The organism is Haliea sp. E1-2-M8 (genome assembly GCF_030649675.1).
Taxonomy (GTDB): domain Bacteria; phylum Pseudomonadota; class Gammaproteobacteria; order Pseudomonadales; family Halieaceae; genus Haliea.
The window spans coordinates 68,806-89,722 of sequence record NZ_JAUTDR010000006.1 but is presented as its reverse complement, the minus strand read 5'-3'; the positions used below and the strand labels follow the sequence as shown (position 1 = coordinate 89,722).

At 66.1% G+C, this 20,917-nt stretch carries 18 protein-coding genes and 1 other RNA gene; 2 read left to right on the top strand and 17 right to left on the bottom strand.

The window, feature by feature from the left end:
- Positions 1-44 precede the first annotated feature (44 nt).
- The 17 genes from ftsZ to rsmI form a co-directional block, all read right to left on the bottom strand.
- The gene (gene ftsZ, locus Q6D67_RS06775) at positions 45-1,208 is read right to left on the bottom strand and encodes a cell division protein FtsZ (RefSeq protein ID WP_304704826.1); all 1,164 of its coding nucleotides are present in this window, start codon (positions 1,206-1,208) and stop codon (positions 45-47) included.
- 59 nt (positions 1,209-1,267) lie between these two features.
- Positions 1,268-2,506, bottom strand: a complete 1,239-nt coding sequence (gene ftsA, locus Q6D67_RS06770; protein ID WP_304704825.1) for a cell division protein FtsA — start codon at positions 2,504-2,506, stop codon at positions 1,268-1,270.
- A 23-nt stretch (positions 2,507-2,529) separates the two neighbouring features.
- Positions 2,530-3,408: a cell division protein FtsQ/DivIB gene (locus Q6D67_RS06765; protein WP_304704824.1), complete on the bottom strand. Its 879-nt coding sequence runs from the start codon at positions 3,406-3,408 to the stop codon at positions 2,530-2,532.
- Positions 3,401-4,333, bottom strand: coding sequence for a D-alanine--D-alanine ligase (locus Q6D67_RS06760; protein ID WP_304704823.1), 933 nt, complete (start codon positions 4,331-4,333; stop codon positions 3,401-3,403). Before Q6D67_RS06760 ends, Q6D67_RS06765 begins: the two co-directional genes overlap by 8 nt.
- Positions 4,330-5,766 carry a UDP-N-acetylmuramate--L-alanine ligase gene (murC, locus tag Q6D67_RS06755; RefSeq protein WP_304704822.1) on the bottom strand — a complete coding sequence of 479 codons (1,437 nt, stop codon included), beginning with the start codon at positions 5,764-5,766 and terminating at the stop codon, positions 4,330-4,332. Before murC ends, Q6D67_RS06760 begins: the two co-directional genes overlap by 4 nt.
- Positions 5,759-6,862, bottom strand: a complete 1,104-nt coding sequence (gene murG, locus Q6D67_RS06750; RefSeq protein ID WP_304704821.1) for an undecaprenyldiphospho-muramoylpentapeptide beta-N-acetylglucosaminyltransferase — start codon at positions 6,860-6,862, stop codon at positions 5,759-5,761. Before murG ends, murC begins: the two co-directional genes overlap by 8 nt.
- Positions 6,859-8,016 carry a putative lipid II flippase FtsW gene (gene ftsW / locus Q6D67_RS06745; protein ID WP_304704820.1) on the bottom strand — a complete coding sequence of 386 codons (1,158 nt, stop codon included), beginning with the start codon at positions 8,014-8,016 and terminating at the stop codon, positions 6,859-6,861. Before ftsW ends, murG begins: the two co-directional genes overlap by 4 nt.
- The gene (murD, locus tag Q6D67_RS06740; protein ID WP_370551928.1) at positions 8,013-9,383 is read right to left on the bottom strand and encodes a UDP-N-acetylmuramoyl-L-alanine--D-glutamate ligase; all 1,371 of its coding nucleotides are present in this window, start codon (positions 9,381-9,383) and stop codon (positions 8,013-8,015) included. Before murD ends, ftsW begins: the two co-directional genes overlap by 4 nt.
- A gap of 12 nt (positions 9,384-9,395) precedes the next feature.
- A complete protein-coding gene (mraY, locus tag Q6D67_RS06735; RefSeq protein WP_304704818.1) occupies positions 9,396-10,478 on the bottom strand; it encodes a phospho-N-acetylmuramoyl-pentapeptide-transferase in 1,083 nt (360 codons plus the stop codon).
- Between the two features lies 1 nt (position 10,479).
- The gene (gene murF / locus Q6D67_RS06730) at positions 10,480-11,841 is read right to left on the bottom strand and encodes a UDP-N-acetylmuramoyl-tripeptide--D-alanyl-D-alanine ligase (RefSeq protein ID WP_304704817.1); all 1,362 of its coding nucleotides are present in this window, start codon (positions 11,839-11,841) and stop codon (positions 10,480-10,482) included.
- Positions 11,838-13,331, bottom strand: coding sequence for a UDP-N-acetylmuramoyl-L-alanyl-D-glutamate--2,6-diaminopimelate ligase (locus tag Q6D67_RS06725; RefSeq protein ID WP_304704816.1), 1,494 nt, complete (start codon positions 13,329-13,331; stop codon positions 11,838-11,840). Before Q6D67_RS06725 ends, murF begins: the two co-directional genes overlap by 4 nt.
- A complete protein-coding gene (locus Q6D67_RS06720) occupies positions 13,328-15,055 on the bottom strand; it encodes a penicillin-binding protein 2 (RefSeq protein WP_304704815.1) in 1,728 nt (575 codons plus the stop codon). Before Q6D67_RS06720 ends, Q6D67_RS06725 begins: the two co-directional genes overlap by 4 nt.
- Positions 15,052-15,378 (bottom strand): cell division protein FtsL, encoded by a 327-nt coding sequence (gene ftsL, locus Q6D67_RS06715; RefSeq protein WP_304704814.1) that lies wholly within the window; start codon positions 15,376-15,378, stop codon positions 15,052-15,054. Before ftsL ends, Q6D67_RS06720 begins: the two co-directional genes overlap by 4 nt.
- Position 15,379: 1 nt before the next feature.
- Positions 15,380-16,297, bottom strand: a complete 918-nt coding sequence (gene rsmH / locus Q6D67_RS06710) for a 16S rRNA (cytosine(1402)-N(4))-methyltransferase RsmH (RefSeq protein ID WP_304704813.1) — start codon at positions 16,295-16,297, stop codon at positions 15,380-15,382.
- Positions 16,298-16,306: 9 nt separating this feature from the next.
- Positions 16,307-16,762: a division/cell wall cluster transcriptional repressor MraZ gene (gene mraZ, locus Q6D67_RS06705; RefSeq protein ID WP_304704812.1), complete on the bottom strand. Its 456-nt coding sequence runs from the start codon at positions 16,760-16,762 to the stop codon at positions 16,307-16,309.
- A gap of 350 nt (positions 16,763-17,112) precedes the next feature.
- Positions 17,113-17,458: RNase P RNA component class A (gene rnpB / locus Q6D67_RS06700), an RNA gene on the bottom strand.
- A 277-nt stretch (positions 17,459-17,735) separates the two neighbouring features.
- Positions 17,736-18,602 (bottom strand): 16S rRNA (cytidine(1402)-2'-O)-methyltransferase, encoded by an 867-nt coding sequence (rsmI, locus tag Q6D67_RS06695; protein WP_304704811.1) that lies wholly within the window; start codon positions 18,600-18,602, stop codon positions 17,736-17,738.
- 94 nt (positions 18,603-18,696) lie between these two features.
- Between rsmI and Q6D67_RS06690 the strand changes: the two genes are divergently transcribed.
- Both Q6D67_RS06690 and Q6D67_RS06685 read left to right on the top strand, forming a co-directional pair.
- A complete protein-coding gene (locus Q6D67_RS06690; RefSeq protein WP_304704810.1) occupies positions 18,697-20,508 on the top strand; it encodes a penicillin-binding protein activator in 1,812 nt (603 codons plus the stop codon).
- A gap of 32 nt (positions 20,509-20,540) precedes the next feature.
- Positions 20,541-20,900: a YraN family protein gene (locus Q6D67_RS06685; protein ID WP_304704809.1), complete on the top strand. Its 360-nt coding sequence runs from the start codon at positions 20,541-20,543 to the stop codon at positions 20,898-20,900.
- Positions 20,901-20,917 lie beyond the last annotated feature (17 nt).

Below are 20,917 nucleotides of genomic sequence, written 5' to 3'. Positions count from 1 at the left end.
CTGCGGTTCGCAGGGCGCCCGATCAAGATGCCGGAAGGGCCCTGCTAGTCCGCCTGTCGCCGCAAAAATGCGGGAATGTCAAAATAATCGCTACCAGCGCCAGCCGCGGCACCAGCCTGACCGCCACTCGCAGCCCGCGCGCGGCGCTGGCTGGTGGGGAGATCCAGCTCCCGGTAATCCGGCTCGCCCACTGTTGCCTCGACCGGACGGGGCGCGGCTTCCACCACCTGCAGCGTAGCTGCTCTCACCACCTCGCCGCCGAGACCCGTGGCAACCACGGTAACCTTGATCTCATCCGTCATGTTCGGATCGATCACGGTGCCCACCACTACGGTGGCGTCGTCCGAGGCAAATTCCTCAATGGTGTCGCCAACTTCAGAGAATTCGCCCAGTGACAGATCCAGCCCGGCGGTGATGTTCACCAGGATGCCGCGGGCGCCGCGCAGATCGATATCGTCCAGCAGCGGGCTGTTTATGGCACGTTCTGCCGCTTCCCGGGCGCGATTCTCGCCGCGGGCGCTGCCGGTACCCATCATGGCCATGCCCATTTCCGACATCACCGTGCGCACGTCGGCAAAATCCACGTTGATCATGCCGGGGCGGATAATCAGGTCGGCAATACCCTGAACTGCGCCCAACAATACATCATTCGCTTCTTTGAAGGCATCCAATAAACTGGTACTTTTTCCGAGAACCTCCAGCAATTTTTCGTTGGGAATGGTGATCAGCGAGTCCACGTGTTGCTGCAGTTCGCGCACCCCGGCCTCGGCGATCGAGAGGCGTTTTTTACCTTCGAACGGGAACGGGCGTGTGACCACCGCCACCGTCAGAATGCCCATTTCGCGGGCCACTTCCGCCACGATCGGGGCACCACCGGTGCCGGTACCGCCGCCCATGCCCGCGGTGATGAAGACCATGTCGGCACCGCGCAGGGCTTCGGCGATCCGGTCCCTGTCCTCCAGTGCCGCCGCCCGGCCGATATCCGGGTTGGCGCCGGCGCCGAGGCCCTTGGTAATGGCACCGCCCAGTTGCAGGACGGTCTTGGAACGGATATCCGACAGCGCCTGGGCGTCGGTGTTGGCGCAAATGAAGTCCACACCCTCGACCGAATTCTCGATCATGTGCTTCACTGCGTTGCCACCGCCACCACCGACTCCGATGACTTTGATAACCGCGTTCTGTGGTACGTTGTCGATAAGTTCAAACATGGCGTTTCTCCCCTTTCCTATGGTGCCGCGCCGAAGCGCGACGGTTTACCACCTGACTGCTAAAAATTGCTCTGTAACCAGCCCTTGAAGCGCGCGATCATGCCCTCGCCGGGAATAATGCTCCGACCGGCGCTGCCCGCGCGCTCACTGCTGTTCTTCTGCCCGTACTGCAGCAACCCCACGCCGGTGGCGTAGATCGGGTTGCGCACAATGTCGTTCAGGCCCTTCACCGACTGCGGGTAACCCACCCGCACCGGCATGTGGAATATCTCTTCGGCCAACTCCATCACTCCCTCCATCTTGGCCGTGCCTCCGGTGAGCACCACGCCAGCCGGGATCATCTCCTCGTAGCCGCTGCGGCGCAGTTCGGCCTGGATCAGCGTGAACAGCTCGTCGTAGCGCGGCTCGACAACCTCTGCGAGAGACTGCCGGGACAGGTCCCGCGGCGGCCGGTCGCCAACGCTCGGCACCTTGATGGTTTCGTCCGGGCCGGCCAGCTGGGTCAGCGCGCAGGCGTACTTGATCTTGATTTCTTCCGCATGCTGGGTGGGTGTGCGCAGGGCCATGGCGATATCGTTGGTCACCTGGTCGCCGGCAATCGGAATCACCCCGGTGTAGCGGATGGAGCCTTCGGTGAAGATGGCGATATCCGTGGTGCCGCCGCCGATGTCGACCAGGCAGACTCCCAGTTCACGCTCGTCTTCGGTCAGCACCGAGTAGCTGGAGGCCAGCTGCTCGAGAATGATCTCCTCCACATCCAGGCCACAGCGGCGGATGCACTTCTCGATGTTCTGCGCCGCGTTCACCGCGCAGGTCACCAGGTGCACCTTGGCTTCCAGGCGCACGCCGGACATGCCCAGGGGCTCCTTGATGCCCTCCTGGTTATCGATCACATACTCCTGCGGCAGGATGTGCAGGATCTTCTGGTCTGCCGGAATCGCCACCGCCTGGGCGGCGTCAATCACCCGCTCCAGATCCGCCGCCTGCACCTCGCGATCGCGGATGGCGACGATGCCGTGGGAATTCAGGCTGCGGATGTGGCTGCCGGCGATGCCGACATAGACCGAGTGAATCTGGCATCCCGCCATCAGCTCGGCCTCCTCGACCGCGCGCTGGATCGACTGCACCGTGGACTCGATATTGATGATCACGCCCTTCTTCATCCCCTTTGAGGGATGGGAGCCAATACCGACGATCTCGATGCCACCTTCCGGATTGAATTCGCCCACCAGGGCGACCACCTTGGAGGTGCCGATATCCAGCCCTACGATCATCCGTTTTTCCTGTCCGCTGCCCATGGCAGTCTCACTCCCCCACTGAATCAGTCATTGACGATACCCGCCACCTGAGCGCCGGGCACTTCCCCGGCGGGCAGTTCCGGCTCGCGGAACGCTACCGCGAGACCGCTTTCGTAGCGCAGGTCCACCCGTTTCACATCGCCGGCACGCTCGGCCAGCTCACTGCGGTAGACGGTGGCAAAGCGCTGCAGCCGTTCGCCAAATTCGGTATTGCCCAGCACCAGCTCCATGCCCCCCGCCAGCACCGCCCGGAGGTGGCCGCGGTCGTCCAGGGACAGCTCTCTCAGGTCCAGCGACAGCGGCTGCAACAGCTCACCCAGTTGCTGGTAGCTGACGATCAACTGCCGGGTCGAACCCGGCGGCCCCTCCAGCCGGGGCAGGGCTTCCTCACTCTGAATGCCGTCGGAGTGGAAGATCTCGCCCTCGTGATTCAGGTACCCCCCCTCGCCCCAGCGCGCGATGGGCAGTTGCTCCTGGACGTTGATTTCCAGTGCGTTGGGCCAGCGCCGGCGCACGGATACCCGATAGATCCAGGGCAGCGCCTGTAGCTGCGCCTGCACCTGGTCCAGGTCGGCGCTGAGGAACCCCCCGACCAGGGCCGGCTGCACCATCTCTTGTACCGCCTCGGTCTGGGTCCGGTGCAGGGTGCCGGTCACGCTGATGCGCTCCACCGGAATTTCCTGCAACGCAATCCAGGCCTGCAGCCCGGCGACGCCCACAACACCGACCGCCACCAGGATCAGCATCCGGTTGACCCAGCCGTCCAGCAGGCGCAGGCCCAGCCGCGCCCGGACGCCGCTGCGCGGTGCCGGCGCCGGCCGCCGCCGGGTCGCGCCGGCGGCACTGCGTCGACGGACCTTGCCCGCGGCGCGGGGGTTGGCGGATGTGCGCGGTTCAGCCATGTTGTCGACGGCCCTCCCAGCTCAGTTCAACGATGCGCCGCACCAGCGACGGCATGGACATGCCCACTGCCCGCGCCGCCATCGGCACCAGGCTGTGTGAGGTCATGCCCGGAATGGTGTTTACCTCCAGTACGTAAAAGCGGCCGTCCGCGTCCCGCATCAGGTCGGCGCGACCCCAGACCGAGCAGCCCAGGCTGCGGAATGCCGCCAGCGCCAGCGCCCCGGCCTCCGCTTCGTCGGCGGTGTTCAGGCCGCTGGGGCAGTGGTAGCGGGTGTCGTTGGCCAGATACTTGGCCTCGTAGTCGTAGAATTCGCGATCGGTCTCCATGCGAATGGAAGGCAGGGTTTCCTCCCCGAGCACGGCGACGGTGTATTCAGGCCCGTTGATGAACTGCTCCGCCAGCACCGTGTTGCCGAAGACGGCAGCGTTGCGATACGCGGCGGCGAGCGCGGCGGGTGTTGCCGCGGGCGCCATGCCGACGCTGGAACCTTCGCAGGCCGGCTTGACGAACACCTTGCCGAAGCGCGCAATTACCGCCTCCCAGTCAGTGTCCGCCTTGAGGGTAACGAAGCCGCCGGTGGCGACGCCGACGCCTTGCCACAGCTGTTTGCTGCGCTGCTTGTCCATGGCCAGTGCCGAGCCGAGCACGCCGGAGCCCGAGTAGGGCACGCGCAAGATCTCCAGCGCGCCCTGAATCACGCCGTCCTCGCCACCGGGACCGTGCAGGGCATTGAACGCGAAGCTGACGCCCTCGAGCTGCGCCACCCAGCCGTCCACCGCAGGGTCCACTTCCCGCACGTTGCAGCCGAGGCTGGCCAGGGCAGCGACGATGGTCGCACCGGTCTGCAGGGAAATCTCCCGCTCCGCCGAACGCCCACCCAGCAATACCGCCACCGTGCCTGCTGTGGCCTGTTCCCAGCTCATAGGGTGCTCTCCCCGAGATTGCCCAGCGCCTGCAGATCCGCCGCCAGGCGGCCGATAGTGCCCGCACCCTGGGTGATCACCACGTCGCCATCGCGCAGAATACCGCGCAGGACCGTTGCCACTTCATCGATGCTGTCGACGAAAACCGGCTCGATTTGCCCGCGCTGGCGAATACTGCGGGTCAGGCTGCGGCTGTCAGCACCGGGAATCGGTTCTTCACCGGCGGGGTAGACGTCCAGCAGCAGCAGCACATCGCAGCGCGACAGCACCGCCACAAAGTCTTCGTACAGGTCGCGGGTGCGGGAATAGCGGTGCGGCTGGTAGACCATGACCACCCGCCGCTCCGGCCAGGCCTGGCGCGCGGACTCCAGCGTTGCCCGCACCTCGGTGGGATGGTGCCCGTAGTCGTCCACCAGCAGTGCGCTGCCGCCGGCAAAGGCCAGCTCGCCGAGCACACTGAAGCGGCGCCCGACCCCGGCAAAACGCGCCAGGCCGCGCTGGATCGCGGCGTCGTCCAGGCCCTCGTCACAGGCCACCGCCACCGCGGCGGTGGCATTGAGGACATTGTGCTCACCGGGCATATTCAACTGCACTTCCAGCGGCGCCTTGCCACCGGGACGCTGTACCGTGAACGCGGTGGTCAGTCCCTGCTTGCGGACGTTGGTGACCCGATAGTCGGCCTCGTTGCTGAAGCCGTAGGTCAGGAACTGCCGTGACAGGTCGGGCACCAGACCGGCGACCACCAGGTCGTCCACGCAGAGTACGGCCAGGCCGTAGAAGGGCAGGTTGTGCAGGAACTCGAGGAAGGTGCCGCGCAGGGTGGCAAAGTCACCGCCATAGGTTTCCATGTGGTCCGCTTCGATATTGGTCACCACCGTGACCATCGGCTGCAGGTGCAGAAAAGACGCGTCGCTCTCGTCGGCCTCTGCCACCAGGAATCGGCTGGCGCCGAGCTGGGCGTTGCTGCCGGCGGAGTTGACCAGGCCGCCAATGACAAAGGTCGGGTCCAGCCCGGCCTCGGCGAACACCGCGGCAATCAGGCTGGTGGTGGTGGTCTTGCCGTGGGTGCCGGCCACCGCGATGCCGTGACGGTAGCGCATCAACTCGGCCAGCATCTCGGCCCGGGGCACCACCGGAATCCTGAGCGCCCTGGCGGCCACCACTTCCGGGTTGTCCGCGCGCACCGCGCTGGAGCTTACCACCACGTCGGCGGCCTCGAGGTTGTCTGCGGAGTGGCCGATAAACACGCGTATTCCCCTCTGCTGCAGACGCTCGGTAACCGAACTCGCGCGCAGGTCGGACCCGGACACCTGGTAGCCCAGGTTGACCAGCACCTCGGCGATGCCGCTCATGCCGGTACCGCCGACGCCGATCATGTGGATGCGACGAATGCGGCGCATTTCCGGCACTGTGTAAAGGCTTTTCTCAGTCATGACGCATCAGCTCCTCGCACAGGTCCGCAACTTGCACGGCGGCCTTGGGCAGGGCCGCCGCAGAGGCGGCATGCGCCATTGCCGCCAGCCGCTTCGGGGTCGCGATATAACTCCCCAGGGTGGAGGCGAGATCCTTCGCCTGCAGGTCGGCCTGGCGCAACAGCAGGGCAGCGCCGCGATCAGAGAGGGCGCGGGCGTTGCCGGTCTGGTGGTCATCGATGGCATTGGGCAGCGGAATCAGCAGCGATGGGCGGCCCATGATCGCCAGCTCCGATACCGTCAGCGCCCCGGCGCGGCAGACCACGATGTCGGCCCAGCCGTAGGCAGCCGCCATGTCCTCGATATAGGCGCTCACCCGCACGTCCTGCTCAAGCATGGGCCCGTACTCCTGCCGCAGGCTGTCGAGATGGGCCACGCCGGACTGGTGCCAGACACTGACCGCGCCCTCGCCCACCCGCTTGCGCAACTGGCGCAGGGCCTCCGGCAGTAGCTGGTTAATCGCCTGGGCACCGAGGCTGCCGCCCAGCACCAGCACCTGCAGGGGCCGCTGGCCGTAATAATCCCACTGTTGCTCAAGGGCGGCGTCCAGCAGCGTCTGCCGCACTGGATTACCCAGCACCTGCAGCGGCCGGTCGTCGCGGAAGGCTCCGGGAAACCCGCACACCACCGCGCGTGCCAGTGGCGCCAGCAGGCGGTTGGTGGTGCCGGCGACGGCATTCTGTTCGTGAATCAGCAGGGGCTTGCGCAGTATCCAGGCTGCCAGCCCGGCGGGGCCGGCAACATAGCCGCCCATGCCCACCACGCAGGCCGGGGACAAACGCCACACCAGGCGCAGAGCGAGCAGCGACGACCACAGCAGCAGCCACAGGCCCAGCGCCGTCTGCAACAGATTCTTGCCGCGCACGCCGCGCACCGCAAGCGTGTGCAGCTCGAAACCGGCGGCGGGCACCACCCGCGCCTCGAGGCCGCGCGCCGTGCCGACCCAGGCAATCCGGTAACCGCGCTGGCGCAACTCTTCCGCCACCGCCAGCGCCGGGTAGACATGCCCGCCGGTACCACCCGCCATGATCAACACCAGAGGCGCTGCGGCACTCATGCGCCACCTCTCGCTGCACGCGGCTTGCGCAGCGCAACCGCCGGCAGTTCACGCTCCACGCGCAGCACCAGGGCCAGCATGCAACAGCAGACGATCAGGCTGGTGCCGCCATAGCTGACGAATGGCAGGGTCAGACCCTTGGTGGGCAGCAGCCCGGAGCTGACTCCCATGTTGACAAAGGCCTGGCCGGAGAAGACCAGCGCCACGCCGTAACAGAGATAGGCGCCGAAATCCTCCGCCACCTCCTGGGCCCGCCGCGCCACCCAGAGGATGCGGGCGATCAACGCAGTGAACAAACCGATCACCAGCAGGGCGCCGACAAAGCCGGTTTCCTCGGCCCAGATGGAGAACACGAAATCGGTGTGGGCTTCCGGCAGGTAGAACAGCTTCTGCACACTGTTGCCCAGGCCCACGCCCAGCCACTCGCCGCGACCGAAGGCGATCAATGACTGAATCAGCTGGAAGCCGCTGCCGTAGGGGTCGGCCCAGGGATCGGTATAGGCGGTCAGGCGCTGCACCCGGTAGGGCGCGGCAAAGATCAGGCCCACCAGGCCGACCACGCTCAGTCCCAGCAAAGAGAGGAAATGGCTCAGTTTGACCCCGGCCAGGAACATCATGCCGAAGGCGGTGGCCACCACAATCACCGTGGCGCCAAAATCGGGCTCCGCCATCAGCAACACCGTTACCAGGCCCAGTACCCCCATGGGCTTGAGGAAGCCGGTCAGCTCATTGCGCACTTCCTGCGCCTGCCGCACCAGGTAGCCGGCCAGATAAATCACCACGGTGAATTTCGCAAACTCCGACGGTTGCAGGGTGAACGGCCCCAGCGGCAGCCAGCGCTGGGCGCCGTTCACTTCCTTGCCAATCCCGGGCAGCAGCACCAGGACCAGCGCCGCCAGCCCCGCCAGCAGCCACATCCAGCCGCTGGCCAGCCAGAATGCCGGTGGCAGGCGATATACCACCACCGCCGCGCTGACCGATATCGCAACGTACATGAGATGCCGCCGGGTGTGGTGCCAGGCGTCCCGATAGTGCCAGTCGGCATATTCAATCGACGCCGAGCTGATCGCCACCAGACCGACCAGCAGCAGCGCCAGACCCAGCAGAAACAGCGCGGGATCGACCCCAAAACGATTGCCTGCCAGCTGGTTCATACGCTGTCCTCCCGAACCCGGGATTCGACCGCACTGACAAAGGCGTCACCGCGGGCGGGGTAACCGCTGAACATGTCGAAGCTGGCGCAGGCCGGGGACAGCAGCACCACATCACCGTGATTCGCCAGCGCCGCGGCACGGGCCACCGCGTCCGCCATGTCAGTAGCGTGCTGCAGGGACACCACATCGGCCACGCTGTCCTCTATCGCGGCCGCGGCCTCGCCAAGCAACACCAGCGCCTTGCAGTGAGCCTGCAGCGCAGTACGTAGCTGGCGGAAATCCTGGCCCTTGCCGACGCCGCCGGCGATCAGCACCACGTTGCGATGGCTGGCCAGCCCCTCGAGGGCGGCGACTGTCGCCCCCACGTTGGTGCCCTTGGAGTCATTCACGAAGCGTATGCCGCCGGCTTCGGTGACCAGTTGGCAGCGGTGCGGCAGCCCCGAAAAACGCCGCGCGGCAGCCACCATGGCGTCCAGCGACAGCCTCGCGGCATGCCCCAGGGCAAACGCCGCCAGCGCATTGGCGACGTTGTGGCGGCCCTTGATACCCAGCTCCGTCACCGGCAACAGCGGGTCGAAGCCGAAGCAGAGCGTCTCATTACCGTCGAGCACACGCAGACCAAAACCGCCCAGTTCGGGATCGCGCAGGCGCCAGCTGATCACCGGCACATCCGCCGCCAGCAGCGGCAGGGTCAGCGGGTCGTCGCGGTTGACCACAGCCTTGCGGCAGCCGCGAAAGATACGATGCTTCGCCTGGTGATAGCGCGGCAGGGTGCCGTGGCGGTCGAGGTGGTCGGCACTGACATTGAGCACCGTCGCCACGGCCAGACCCAGGTCGCCGGCGCGCTCGAGTTGGAAGCTCGACAGCTCGAGTACATACAGCTCCCGTTCCTGCGCCAGCAGATCCAGCGCCGGAGTGCCGAGGTTGCCGCCGACGCCCACATCCAGCCCCGCCTCCCGGGCCATCTCGCCCAGCAGTGCAGTCACGGTGGACTTGGCGTTGGAACCGGTAATGCCTACCACCGGCGCCCGGGCTGCGCGCATGAACAGGTCGATGTCGCCCACCACCTCGGCCCCGGCGTCCAGCGCCCGCACCACCACTGGATCTTCCAGCGCAATACCGGGGCTCACCACCCATTCGCCGCCCCGGGTAACGATCGCATCGGGGATTGCGCCGGCAAATACCGGCACATCGGGCATCTCCCGCTGCAGCGTGGCCAGCTCCGGCGGCGCGCTGCGGGTGTCAATCACGGTGAAGCGGCGCCCCTCGCGGTGCAAAAAGCGGGCACAGGACAAGCCGGTGGCGCCGAGGCCAAAGATGACCTCCTCGCCGCTGCTCGCTATCAGATCCTGTGTCACTGTCGCCATAACTCCGTGTGCCTAGCGCAATTTCAATGTGGCCAGCCCGAACAGGACCAGCATCACGGTGATAATCCAGAAACGCACGATGACCCGCGGTTCGGGCCAGCCTTTCAGCTCAAAATGGTGGTGTATGGGCGCCATCCGGAAAATGCGCCTGCCGGTCAACTTGAACGATGCCACCTGCAGGATTACCGACACGGTCTCCAGCACGAAGATCCCGCTCATGATGAAGAACACGATCTCGTGGCGAGTGATGACCGCCACCGTGCCCAGACCCGCGCCCAGCGCCAGCGCACCGACGTCCCCCATGAACACCTGGGCGGGATAGGTATTGAACCAGAGAAAGCCCAGGCCGGCACCGGCCATCGCACCGCAGAACACCGCCAATTCCCCGCTGCCGGCGACATAGGGAATCTGCAGGTAGTCGGCGAAATTCACGTTGCCAGTAAGGTAGGCGATAATGCCGAGGGCCGAGCCAACCATGACCGTCGGCAGTATCGCCAGACCGTCCAGGCCGTCGGTCAGGTTCACCGCGTTGCTGGCGCCGACAATCACGAAGTAGGTCAACAGGATAAACAGCGGCCCCATACTCCAGGCAAAATCCTTGAAGAACGGGATGTAGAGTTCGGTGGTGACCGGGGTATCAAAGGCAAAATACAGGTACAGCGCCGCCGCCAGCCCCGCCAGCGACTGCCAGAAGTACTTCCAGCGTGCGGGCAGACCACGGGAATCCTTCTCCACGACCTTGCGGTAATCGTCGACCCAGCCAACGGCGCCAAACACGCCGGTAACGCCCAGCGCGATCCAGATATAGGGGTTGCGGAGGTCCGCCCAGAGCATGCTGCTGACCGCAATACCCACCAGGATCAGGGCACCGCCCATGGTCGGGGTGCCGGATTTGCTCAGGTGGGACTGGGGCCCGTCGGCGCGCACCGCCTGCCCCACCTGGTAGTGGTTGAGCCGGCGGATCATGGCCGGCCCCACCAGCAGGGAAATCGCCAGCGCAGTGAGGGCGGCCAGAATGCTGCGCAGGGTCAGGTACTGGAACACCTGGAAGCCGCTGGCAAACTGGGTCAGGTATTCTGCAATAAACAGCAACATATCAGTTCCCTGCCTCGGCTGCTGGTTCGCTGAGCACCGCCAGTATTCGCTCCATGGCAGAACCACGGGAGCCCTTGATCAACACGGTATCGTCCCCGGTCAGCGTGTCCGCCAGCGCCGCGGCCGCGGCGCCGCAGTCGGCGAACCACTCGCCGCCAAACGCTTCGGCGGCACCGGCAAGGGCGGCGCCAACGCCGACAAAGCGGTCCAGGCCGCGTTCCCGGGCATAGCTGCCGATATCCCGGTGCATCTGCTCGCTGTCTTCGCCCAGCTCCAGCATTGCGCCCAGCACCAGAATGCGGCGGCCACCGCAGTCGGCCAGCAGGTCGATGGCCGCGCGCACCGATCCGGGGTTGGCGTTGTAGCTGTCGTCGACCAGGGTTGCACCGGTGCGGCCCCGCAGCAGCGCGCCGCGGCCAGGCGTTGGCGCTACGCTGGCCAGGCCGGCGGTGATTTCCGCCAGCGTCAGGCCACAGGCCAGGCCGACAGCGATCGCGGCCAGGGCATTGGATACATTGTGCAGACCCGGCAGCTGCAGACGGATGGGGGCGTCGCCGGCGGGGGTGCTGGCGACGAAGCTGATGCCGACCACGCCCCGGGACTGGATACTGTTGGCGCTGATGGCGGCCGGATTCTGCAAGCCGTAGTCGAGGATAGTCGCGCCCGCGGCGCGGCTGCGCCAACGCCCGGCCCAGGGCTGGTCGGCGTTGATGATCGCGGTACCGCCACCGCACAAGCCATCGTAGATTTCGCCCTTGGCCCTGGCCACGTCCTCGACGCTGCCAAAGCCCTGCAGGTGGGCGGGCATGGCGTTCAGCAAAAGGGCGATAGTGGGACGCGCGAAACCACACAGCAGGTCGATGTCGCCGGCCCGGCCCGCGCCCATCTCCACCACCGCAAACTGGTGCCCAGGCGCCAGCCGCAGCAGCGTCAGGGGCACGCCGATTTCATTGTTGAGGTTGCCCGCGGTGGCCAGGGTCGGGCCCCGGCGCTCGAGTACGGCGCTGACCAGATTCTTCACCGTGGTCTTGCCCGAACTGCCGGTGATGGCGACCAGCGGACCCTGGAACAGGGCCCGGTTGCAGGCGCCCAGGCGTCCCAGCGCGAGCTGGGTGTCAGCCACCCGCAGCAGTGGCAATACGCTTTCCACCTCGTCACTGACCACAGCTGCCACTGCCCCGGCCGCCGCAACTGCGGGCAGGAACTGGTGGCCGTCGAAACGCTCGCCGCGCAGGGCCACGAACAGGTCGCCCGCCTGGACCTGGCGGCTGTCGGTGCTTACGCCACTGATTTCGACATCGACACCGGACCGCTGCGCCTGCAGGGGCTGCTCCAGCTCGCTGAGTTTAAAGCTGCGCATCATGCAGAGACCCTCCCCTGCAGGGCGCGGGCGGCGACATCGGCGTCGCTGAAGGGGCGGCGTTCGCTGCCGATAATCTGGTAATCCTCGTGACCCTTGCCGGCGATCAGCACACAGTCACCGGCGCTGGCACCGGCAATCGCCGCGGCTATGGCAGCAGCCCGGTCCGGCTCAATCTGAACCTCGCCGCGGCAGCCGCTCTGGATATCCTGCAGGATACGCTGGGGGTCTTCATGGCGCGGATTATCCGAAGTCAATATCACCCGGTCCGCCGCGTCACAGGCAATATGACCCATCGGCCCGCGCTTGCCGGGGTCGCGGTCACCGCCGCAGCCAAAGACCACCACCAGCTGTCCCGCCACATGCGGGCGCAACGCCGCAAGCACCTGTGCCAGGGCGTCCGGGGTATGGGCGTAGTCCACGATCACCTGCAGCCCCGCGCCGTTGGGCACCGGCTCCATGCGCCCGGGTACGGGCTGGAGCCCGGCAACCGCCGCCAGCACCGACGACAGTTCATGCTCAAGCAACAGGGCACAGGTCACGGCAGCCAGCACGTTGGCAAGGTTGAAGTCCCCGGGCAGCGGGCTGGCGAATGTGCCGCTGCCCCAGGGGGTTTCCAGATTCGCGCGCACCCCACCGGGGTGGAACTGTGCCTCTGTCACCCGGATCCGGGCAGCGCCAAGACCTGCGGCAGAGAACGTCCAGGCCTGCACGGTCGCGGGCAGCCCTGCCAGCAGTTCCGCCCCGTAGGCGTCGTCCAGGTTCACCACCGCGTGGCGCAGGCCCGGGCTGTGGAACAGCTGTTGCTTGCTGCGACCGTAAGCCGCCATGCTGCCGTGGTAGTCGAGATGGTCCCGCGACAGATTGGTAAATACGGCGATGTCGAAGCGGGCGCCGTTGACCCGGCCCTGGTCGAGGGCGTGGGAGGAGACCTCCATGCTCACCGCCGCCACGCCGTCATCGCGCCAGGCGGCGAGCTGCTGCTGCAGCGCCACCGCATCCGGCGTGGTATTGATCGCGGCAGCCACAGAATCATCGAGGACCGCACCGAGGGTGCCGATGACACCGCAGCGGCGGCCCTGCGTTCGCAGCAGCTGGGCCAGCAAACGAGTGGTGGTGGTCTTGCCGTTGGTGCCGGTGATCGCCACCATGTCCAGCTCGAGGCTTGGATCACCGTAGAAGCGCGCCGCGATCACGCCCGCTTCCCGCGCCAGTTCGGGGATTTCCAGCAGGGGCACCTGAACGGCGTCGACAAAGCCCGCCACCGGTGGCTCGGCTGCCACCGCCACCGCTCCACTGGCAATTGCCTGTTCGATAAACTGGCGACCGTCCTGGCTGTCCCCGGCGACAGCCAGGAACAGGTCGCCGGGACGCACCCGGCGGCTGTCGAGCTGTACACCGCGCACCAGCACTGTCGGCCAGGCAGCGGCGCAACTCCCCAACAGCGCTGGCAGCGGCATATTGCCTGTCGTCGCGCGCGCCGCCACCGTCATCCCGACACCCCCGGCCTGGTGCTTGCCAGCGCCGCCACGGCCTCCGGCTCATCCGGCGCCACGTTAAGCAGGCGCAGGGTTCCCTCGGCAACCCGCGCAAACACCGGCGCCGCAGCGGCGCCGCCACCGTAACTTTCGCCCTGGGGCTCGTTGATCACTACCACGGTGACAAATCTGGGATCGACAATCGGAGCCACACCGGCGTAGAAGGCTATGTACTTGTTGTCCTGGTAACCGCCCGGGCCGACCTTGTGCACAGTCCCGGTCTTGCCGCCCACCTCATAGCCGGGCACCCTCGCCCGCCGCGCGGTGCCGTGCTCACCGGTAACCCGCTGCAGTACCGCGAGCACTTCCCGGGCAATGTCCGACTGCACTACACGCTTGCCTGGCAGCAGGGTCTCGGGGGCAGCGAGCAGGGTTACCGGCTGCAGCACACCATCGTTGGCAAACGCGGTGTAGGCATGCGCCAATTGCAGGGGGGTCGCCGTCAGGCCATAGCCGAAGGCCAGGGTGACTTTCTCGATTTCACTCCAGCGGCGCCGGTTGGGAAGTTGACCGGAGCTCTCACCGGGGAAGCCGGTACCGAGACTCTGGCCGAAACCAAAGCGCCCGAACACCTCACGGATGGGCTCGTGGCCCAGGTCCTGGGCAATCATGGTCACCCCGACCTGGCTCGATTTCTCGATCACCCGGGATACAGTAATTTCACCGTAGTTGCGCGGATCCAGGAGAGTTTTGCGACCCACACGAATGCGCCCGGGGGAGGTATCAATAAGGGTTTCGGTGGAGAATCGGCCACTCTCCAGCGCAGCGAGCAGCGTAAAGGTCTTCATCGTCGAGCCGGGCTCGAACATGTCGGTAAGCGCCCGGTTGCGTGTCATATCCCCGCTGGCACCGTTACGGCTGTTGGGGTTGTAGACCGGATGGTTGACCATCGCCAACACCTCGCCGGTGCGGCTGTCCAGAGTCACGATGGTGCCGGAAGCCGCACCGGTCAGGGCCATCGCCCGCTGCAACTCCTGGTGATGCAGATATTGCAGCCGCAGGTCGATGCTCAGCTGCAGGTCCTTGCCCGGCCGCGCAGGCTCCAGCACGCCGATATCGCGTACAGCGTCACCGTGCAGATCCTTGATGTACTGCTTTTTGCCTGGAGTGCCCCGCAGCCAGTCATCGTAGGCCAGTTCGAGCCCGGTGATACCGCTGCCATCGACATTGGTAAAGCCCACCAGATGCCCAACGACTTCGCCCGCCGGGTAGTAGCGCTGGTATTCCCGTTCACCGAAGACACCGGGCACCCGCAGGGCCAGGATTTCGCGTGCGGCAGCGGGAACCAGGTGGCGCTCCAGGTACATGAAACGGCGACCGGCGTAGCGATCAAGACGCTCGCGCAATGCAGCCAGCGGCATATCCAGGGCCGCCGCCAGCGGCGTCAGGTCTTCCACATTGGCGAGTATGGTTGGGTCCACCCAAAGGGAAATCACCGGTGTGCTGACCGCGAGCGGCTCGCCGCGGCGGTCCGAGATCACGCCGCGATAGGCGGGTATTTCCGCCGTCCGCACCGCCCGGCTATCGCCCTGGCTCTGCAGGAAACTGCGGCCGCGGTCCGTGTCCAGCACCTGCAGTGACAGCACCCGGCCCACCAGTAGTGCCAACAGTGCGAGCAGGGCAATGGCGACCAGGTAAAAGCGCCAGGGGGCGACGGCGGGCTGACGGACGCGCTTCACGGCTTCACCACTTTGCGTTCAGTGAGCACCGGCGCCTGCATGTTCAGCTCACGAATGGCCACCCGCTCCACCCGATAGTGCGAGGCCCAGGTGCTCTGCTCCAGCAGCAGGCGCCCGTAATCTTCTTGCAGGTGCCACTGGTCCGCCTCCAACTGCTGCAGCACGGTATAGAGCTTGCGACACTCATGGGAGCTCTGGATAACAGCGATAGAGGAACCCAGAATCAGCGCTATCAGCGCACCGATGGCGAGCGGCGATGCGGCAGCCGCACCGCGCTCGCCGGCCGCCAGCCGCTGGTCCATCATTGGCGTCTGCCCCGGCATATCAGTTGATCTTCTCGGCGACGCGCATGATCGCGCTGCGCGCCCGCGGATTGGCGGCGACTTCCTCGGCGCTGGCCCGCAACGCCTTGCCCAGCAGGCGCATGCGCCGGTTGAGGGCGCTGTCCAACACCGGGACACCGGCGGGAACTGCGTCGCCACGGGCCATGTCGCGCATGTAGCGCTTAACCAGCCGGTCCTCGAGAGAGTGGAAGGAGATAACCACCAGGCGGCCACCCACCTGCAGCAGCGTCAGCGCCTGCGCCAGCAACTCCACCAGGTCATCCAGTTCGCGGTTGATGTAGATGCGGATGCCCTGGAAAGAGCGGGTGGCGGGGTTCTTGTGCTTCTCCCAGCGCGGATTGGCCTCGCTGACAATCTTCGCCAGCCGACCGGTGGTGGTGATGGGCGCCTCCGCGCGCGCTTCCACAATGGCGCCGGCGATACGCTTGGCAAAGCGCTCCTCGCCGTACTCCTTCAACACCGCGGCAATCTCCGCCGCCCCGGCACGCGCCAGCCACTCCGCGGCTGTCTCGCCGCGGCTGGTATCCATGCGCATGTCGAGGGGACCATCGTGCAGGAAGCTAAAGCCGCGGGCGCTGTCATCCAGTTGCGGGCTGGAGACGCCCAGGTCCAGCAGGATGCCGTCAACGGCGCCGATGCCCTGTTGCCGCAGCTGCTCCGGCAGGAGGGCGAACGAGCCGTGGAAAAAGGTGAATCGGGGGTCTTCGGCAGCCAGTTGTGCCGCCGCCGCAGCGGCTGCGGGATCCTTGTCGACGCCGAGCAGGCGACCCTGTTCGCTCAGGCGCTGCAACAGCGCCCGACTGTGCCCGCCGCGGCCAAAGGTGCCATCGACATATGTACCAGCGGTTGTTGTCACCAGAGCGTCCACCGCTTCTCGTAACAGGACTGTTTGATGCATGCCACTCACCTACAGGGTCAGGGACATCAATTCGTCGGGCAACTCCGCCTCGGGACCGGAATCCAGCAGCGCCTGTTCGCACTCTGCCAGCCACAGCTCCTCCGCCCATAACTCCAGCTTGTTGCCCTGCCCCACCAGCACCAGCTTCTTGTCCAGTCGCGCATAGTCGCGCAGGGGCTGCGGCAGCAGGAGCCTGCCGTTGCCGTCCAGTTCCAGATCCGTGGCGTAGCCCAGCACCAGGCGCTGGAAACGCTTGACCGCGGGCTTGAGGGCGGGCAGTGCCTGAATCTGCTGCTCAATGCGCTCCCAATCGGGCAACGGGTAAATAACAAGACAGGTAGCCTGGGTATCGATGGTGACCACAATCTGGCCACTGCACTGGGACAGCAATGGCTCGCGCTGGCGGGCCGGCATGGCCAGGCGCCCCTTTGCGTCCATATTGATGTGCTGTACCCCACGAAACACGGCTGTTTTTCCCTCTGATCCAGCTTCCTAAAACCACAAAAAGCCAGATATCTCCACTTATTCCCACTTTTCAACACTATAGGTCTGCGTCGATCCGGGTGTCAAGCGAGGGTCTCGAGAAAAACGTTTTAATTTCAGCTAATTAGCGCAGTTTGCTGGTGTCTTGGAGGAGCAAGATCAGGGTAGCGGGAAGCAAATAATTACACAAAACATGACGGTAACATCATGTGTTGAGGATTCACTTTAAGTTAAAGGCTTTTTGTTTATCCCAGAGGGGTCGCGTTAGCAGAAAAAATCATATGCGACGCGGCGTCCCCAGTGCCGTCAGGCGGCACCGGGGCGAACGGAAGAAAAAGAGTCGGTCGATAAGCCGGGTTCTGTCGAGGACGATCATTCATCTGCGACCGGCGTCGCCGCCGGCCTGTAGCGACCTACCCGAATCCACTGCGGGCCGCAGCATACGGATTCCTATTTGGTCTTGCTCCGAGTGGGGTTTGCCATCGCCACGCCTGTTACCAGCCGCGCGGTGCGCTCTTACCGCACCATTTCACCCTTACCTGGCCGAAGCCGGGCGGTATACTTTCTGTTGCACTTTCCGTAGGCTCACGCCCCCCAGGCGTTACCTGGCACCCTGCCCTATGGAGCCCGGACTTTCCTCCCCTGGCCGAAACCAGAGGCGATCGCCTGACCGACTCGGCGGCAAGCCTACCCGCTGCACTCCCCCTGAGCAACACAAACTTCACCTCTTGGGAGCAGGGGCCCTGCGTTGGACCGGAGAGAGCCAGAACTCGCACCCAAGGTGGGCGACGCCTCGCCCCAACCGTAGACAAGGATCGAGAATTGGCGCCCAAGGTGGAGGGAGCCCGGCGGGGTGGCCGGCAGCGGGGCCTGCCCCTTTCGACCCGATGCCGGCTACCGCGCCGGGCGACCCGTCCCCCAAGGCGGGCGACCCATCGCACCCAGCCCGGCGAATTCAGTCCTTCTGCTCCAGGAGAAAGTCGTACAGAACCTTCTTGCGCAACCCGGTGAGGTCGGCAACCACGGCCGAGGCGCGCCTGGCGGGGAGTTCGGCGACGAGGCGCAGCAGCAGGCGGGTGATGTCGGGAGTGAGCTCCTGGTCATGCCCACGGGAGCCGCTGACCGCGAGCACTATCTCGCCGCGCTGCTGATTGCTGTCCGCGGCCACGAAGGCGGCGAGTTCGGCCAGCGGTGCGCGGCGGAGGGTCTCGAAGGTCTTGGTCAGCTCCCGGGCCAGCAGGGCCTCGCGCTCCGCGCCGAAGGCCACGACCATGGCCTCGAGGGTCTCGGCGACCCGGTGCGGCGCCTCGTAGAACACCAGGGTGGCGGTTTCCGTGGCCAGTGCCTGCAGGCGGGCGGCCCGGGCGCCGGCCTTGGCCGGCAGGAACCCCTCGAACAGGAAGCGGTCGGTAGGCAGGCCCGAAGCGCTGAGGGCGGCGATGGCGGCACAGGCTCCGGGTATCGGAATGACCCGGTAGCCCTGCTCCTGGGCCTCCCGCACCAGCCGGTAACCCGGGTCAGAGATCAGCGGAGTGCCGGCGTCTGACACCAGCACAACCACGCCGCTGGCCTCCAGGCAAGCCATGATCCGGGCCTGGGCGCGCGCGTTGCTGTGATCGTGATAGGCTTGCAGCGGCACGTCGATGCTATAGTGCTGTAGCAGACGGGCGCTGTGGCGGGTATCCTCCGCGGCCACCAGGTCGGCGGCTGCCAGCACCGCAAGCGCGCGCTGTGAAATATCGCCCAGGTTGCCGATCGGCGTGGCAACAACATATAGTCCTGATTCCACTGCTAGTACCCTGCCTCCTGAATATCGACACATTCTGGGTCAGGGCAGTAGCCCTGGCCTTATAATGTCTGCCTGTTGGTTTCTGTGCAGTCGGCAGGCGCCGCCTCACCCGGTCCGGAAGGATACCATGACCTCGTTGATCACCAAGCGCATACGCACCGCAGACAGGCTTTGGCCGGCTCTGATCCTGGCACTGCTGGCAGGCTGTGCCGGAGCACCACCGGCACCGGTGCCGGAACAGGAGCCCGCTGTGGCACCCGAGGTAGCCGCCGAGCCTGTGGCGGTCGAACCGCCGCAGATGCCCAGCAGCCGCTGGGATGCAGTATTCTCCTCGGCCCGGTCTGCCCTCGCCGGCTTTGACTGGATGCAGGCGGAGCAGACTCTGGCTGCGCTGGAACCGCCCTTGAATGCCAACGAGACCGGGCGCCGGGACTATCTGTTGGCCCGGGCAGCGTTCCTGCGCGGAGACTTAGCCCGGGTTGAGCGCCTGTTGCAGGGCATTCCCGACGCAGAGGTCGCAAGAGCGCTGCTGTTGCAGCGGGATGACTTTGCCCGCCAGATTGCGGCGTCCGCGGGGCGCTGGCTGGAGAGTGCCCGGATCGGAGTGCGCCAGCTCGGCCAGGGCGCGGGCGACACCATTCTGCAGCGCGAGATCTGGCGGGACCTGAACCGGCTCCGGGAAGCCGACCTTGCGGCAGCCCTGAACCAGGCGGACGCACCGGACTGGCGGGGGTGGCTGCAGTTGGCCCTGCTCAACGCCACCGCGGGCAGCGTCGCGGAGTTGCAGACAGGCCTGCAGCAGTGGCGCCGGGAACACCCCGAACACGCAGCAGCCGCGCCGCTGCCCGGGGGACTGGAGTTCCTCGCGGAGGCGCTGCAGCCCTTGCAGAAGGTAGCGCTGCTGCTGCCTTTCGGCGGTCCTCTGGAACCCGCGGCCAGGGCAGTGCGGGACGGCTACCTGGCGCATCATTACGCGGCCCGCGCCCGGGGGGGCGCCAGCCACGAGGTGGCGTTTGTGGACACCGACGAGTTTCCCTCCGCGGTCGCCGCTTACCAGCACGCAGTAGCCAACCGCGCGGACCTGGTAATCGGCCCCCTGAGCAAGGAGGGGGTTACCGAGCTGGGCCAGCTGAACCAGCGACCGGTGCCGGTGCTGGCGCTGAACCGCATTGACCAGCCGGTCAAACAGGATGTCAGCGCACTGGTGCAACTGTCGCTGGCCCCGGAAGATGACGCTGCGCGCATAGCCGAACTGGCCTTTGGCCAGGGCGCGCGTCGGGCGCTGGTGCTGCGTCCCGCCGGTGCCCGCGGCGCCCGCCTGGAAGAGGTGCTGCGGCAACGCTGGCAGGCACTGGGTGGCAGCATCGCTACCACGGCAAGCTACAGCTCCCCGGAGGCCTATTCCGACCAGATCAAGCATGCGCTCAATCTCGGCGCCAGTGAGCAGCGGGCGCGAGACATTCGCAGCATGCTGGCGGCCAATATCGAATTCACCGCGCGCCGCCGCCAGGATATCGATGTCGTGTTCCTGCTGGCCGGCACCCCTGCCGAGGCGCGCTCCCTGAAACCCCTGCTGGCCTTCCACTATGCCGGCACCCTGCCCGTCTATGCCACCTCGAGCATTTACGGCGGCCTCCCCGACCCGCGCAACCGGGACCTCAGTGGCGCCCGCCTGGTGGAGCTGCCCTGGCTGCTGGGGAGCAATCCGTCGCTGCGGGTTGCCATCGCCGCAGGCGGCACCGGCAGTGACGATTTTTCCCGGCTCAACGCCCTCGGCGCCGACGCCTGGCTGTTGCAGGCGCGCTTCGCCCAGTTGCAGGGCGGCGCCGATACCCTGATCCGTGGCAGCACCGGCCTGCTGCGGCTGGATCCCGGCCTGCGTATTCTTCGCGAGCCGGAACTGGCCACATTTGATGGCAGCGAACTGACCCGCCCCTGATTTAGACTGCAGGTTTTCGGGGGATGTTACCCATGCTGGCACAGGGCTACAGTTTCGAGGAGCGGGCGGCGGAGTGGGTGCAGGCGCGGGGCTGGCGGATTCTGCAGCGCAACTACCGCTGCAAGGTGGGTGAGGTCGACATCATTGCCGAGGACCACGGCCAGCTGGTTTTTATTGAGGTACGCGCGCGCAGCAATCGTCGCTTCGCTTCAGCCGCGGCCTCCGTGGACCGGCGCAAGCAGCAGAAGCTGCTGCGCGCAGCAGCGCTATACCTGCGCAGCGCCGGCAAGCAACAAAATTTCGCCTGCAGATTTGACGTCATCGCCTTCGACCCGCGACAATCCGGCGAGGATGCAGAGCTACGCTGGATTCGCAGTGCCTTTACCGCCTGACACGCCCACCCCGGACC

Coding starts and splice junctions, on each gene's coding strand:
- Q6D67_RS06685 (WP_304704809.1), top strand. CDS start 20,541: ATGCTGGCACAGGGCTACAGTTTCGAGGAGCGGGCGGCGGAGTGGGTG.
- murG (WP_304704821.1), bottom strand. CDS start 6,862: ATGAGTGCCGCAGCGCCTCTGGTGTTGATCATGGCGGGTGGTACCGGC.
- rsmH (WP_304704813.1), bottom strand. CDS start 16,297: ATGCATCAAACAGTCCTGTTACGAGAAGCGGTGGACGCTCTGGTGACA.
- ftsW (WP_304704820.1), bottom strand. CDS start 8,016: ATGAACCAGCTGGCAGGCAATCGTTTTGGGGTCGATCCCGCGCTGTTT.
- ftsL (WP_304704814.1), bottom strand. CDS start 15,378: ATGCCGGGGCAGACGCCAATGATGGACCAGCGGCTGGCGGCCGGCGAG.
- murF (WP_304704817.1), bottom strand. CDS start 11,841: ATGATGCGCAGCTTTAAACTCAGCGAGCTGGAGCAGCCCCTGCAGGCG.
- Q6D67_RS06760 (WP_304704823.1), bottom strand. CDS start 4,333: ATGAGCTGGGAACAGGCCACAGCAGGCACGGTGGCGGTATTGCTGGGT.
- Q6D67_RS06690 (WP_304704810.1), top strand. CDS start 18,697: ATGACCTCGTTGATCACCAAGCGCATACGCACCGCAGACAGGCTTTGG.
- mraY (WP_304704818.1), bottom strand. CDS start 10,478: ATGTTGCTGTTTATTGCAGAATACCTGACCCAGTTTGCCAGCGGCTTC.
- rsmI (WP_304704811.1), bottom strand. CDS start 18,602: ATGTGTCGATATTCAGGAGGCAGGGTACTAGCAGTGGAATCAGGACTA.
- Q6D67_RS06725 (WP_304704816.1), bottom strand. CDS start 13,331: ATGACGGTGGCGGCGCGCGCGACGACAGGCAATATGCCGCTGCCAGCG.
- ftsA (WP_304704825.1), bottom strand. CDS start 2,506: ATGGGCAGCGGACAGGAAAAACGGATGATCGTAGGGCTGGATATCGGC.
- murD (WP_370551928.1), bottom strand. CDS start 9,383: ATGGCGACAGTGACACAGGATCTGATAGCGAGCAGCGGCGAGGAGGTC.
- Q6D67_RS06765 (WP_304704824.1), bottom strand. CDS start 3,408: ATGGCTGAACCGCGCACATCCGCCAACCCCCGCGCCGCGGGCAAGGTC.
- murC (WP_304704822.1), bottom strand. CDS start 5,766: ATGACTGAGAAAAGCCTTTACACAGTGCCGGAAATGCGCCGCATTCGT.
- ftsZ (WP_304704826.1), bottom strand. CDS start 1,208: ATGTTTGAACTTATCGACAACGTACCACAGAACGCGGTTATCAAAGTC.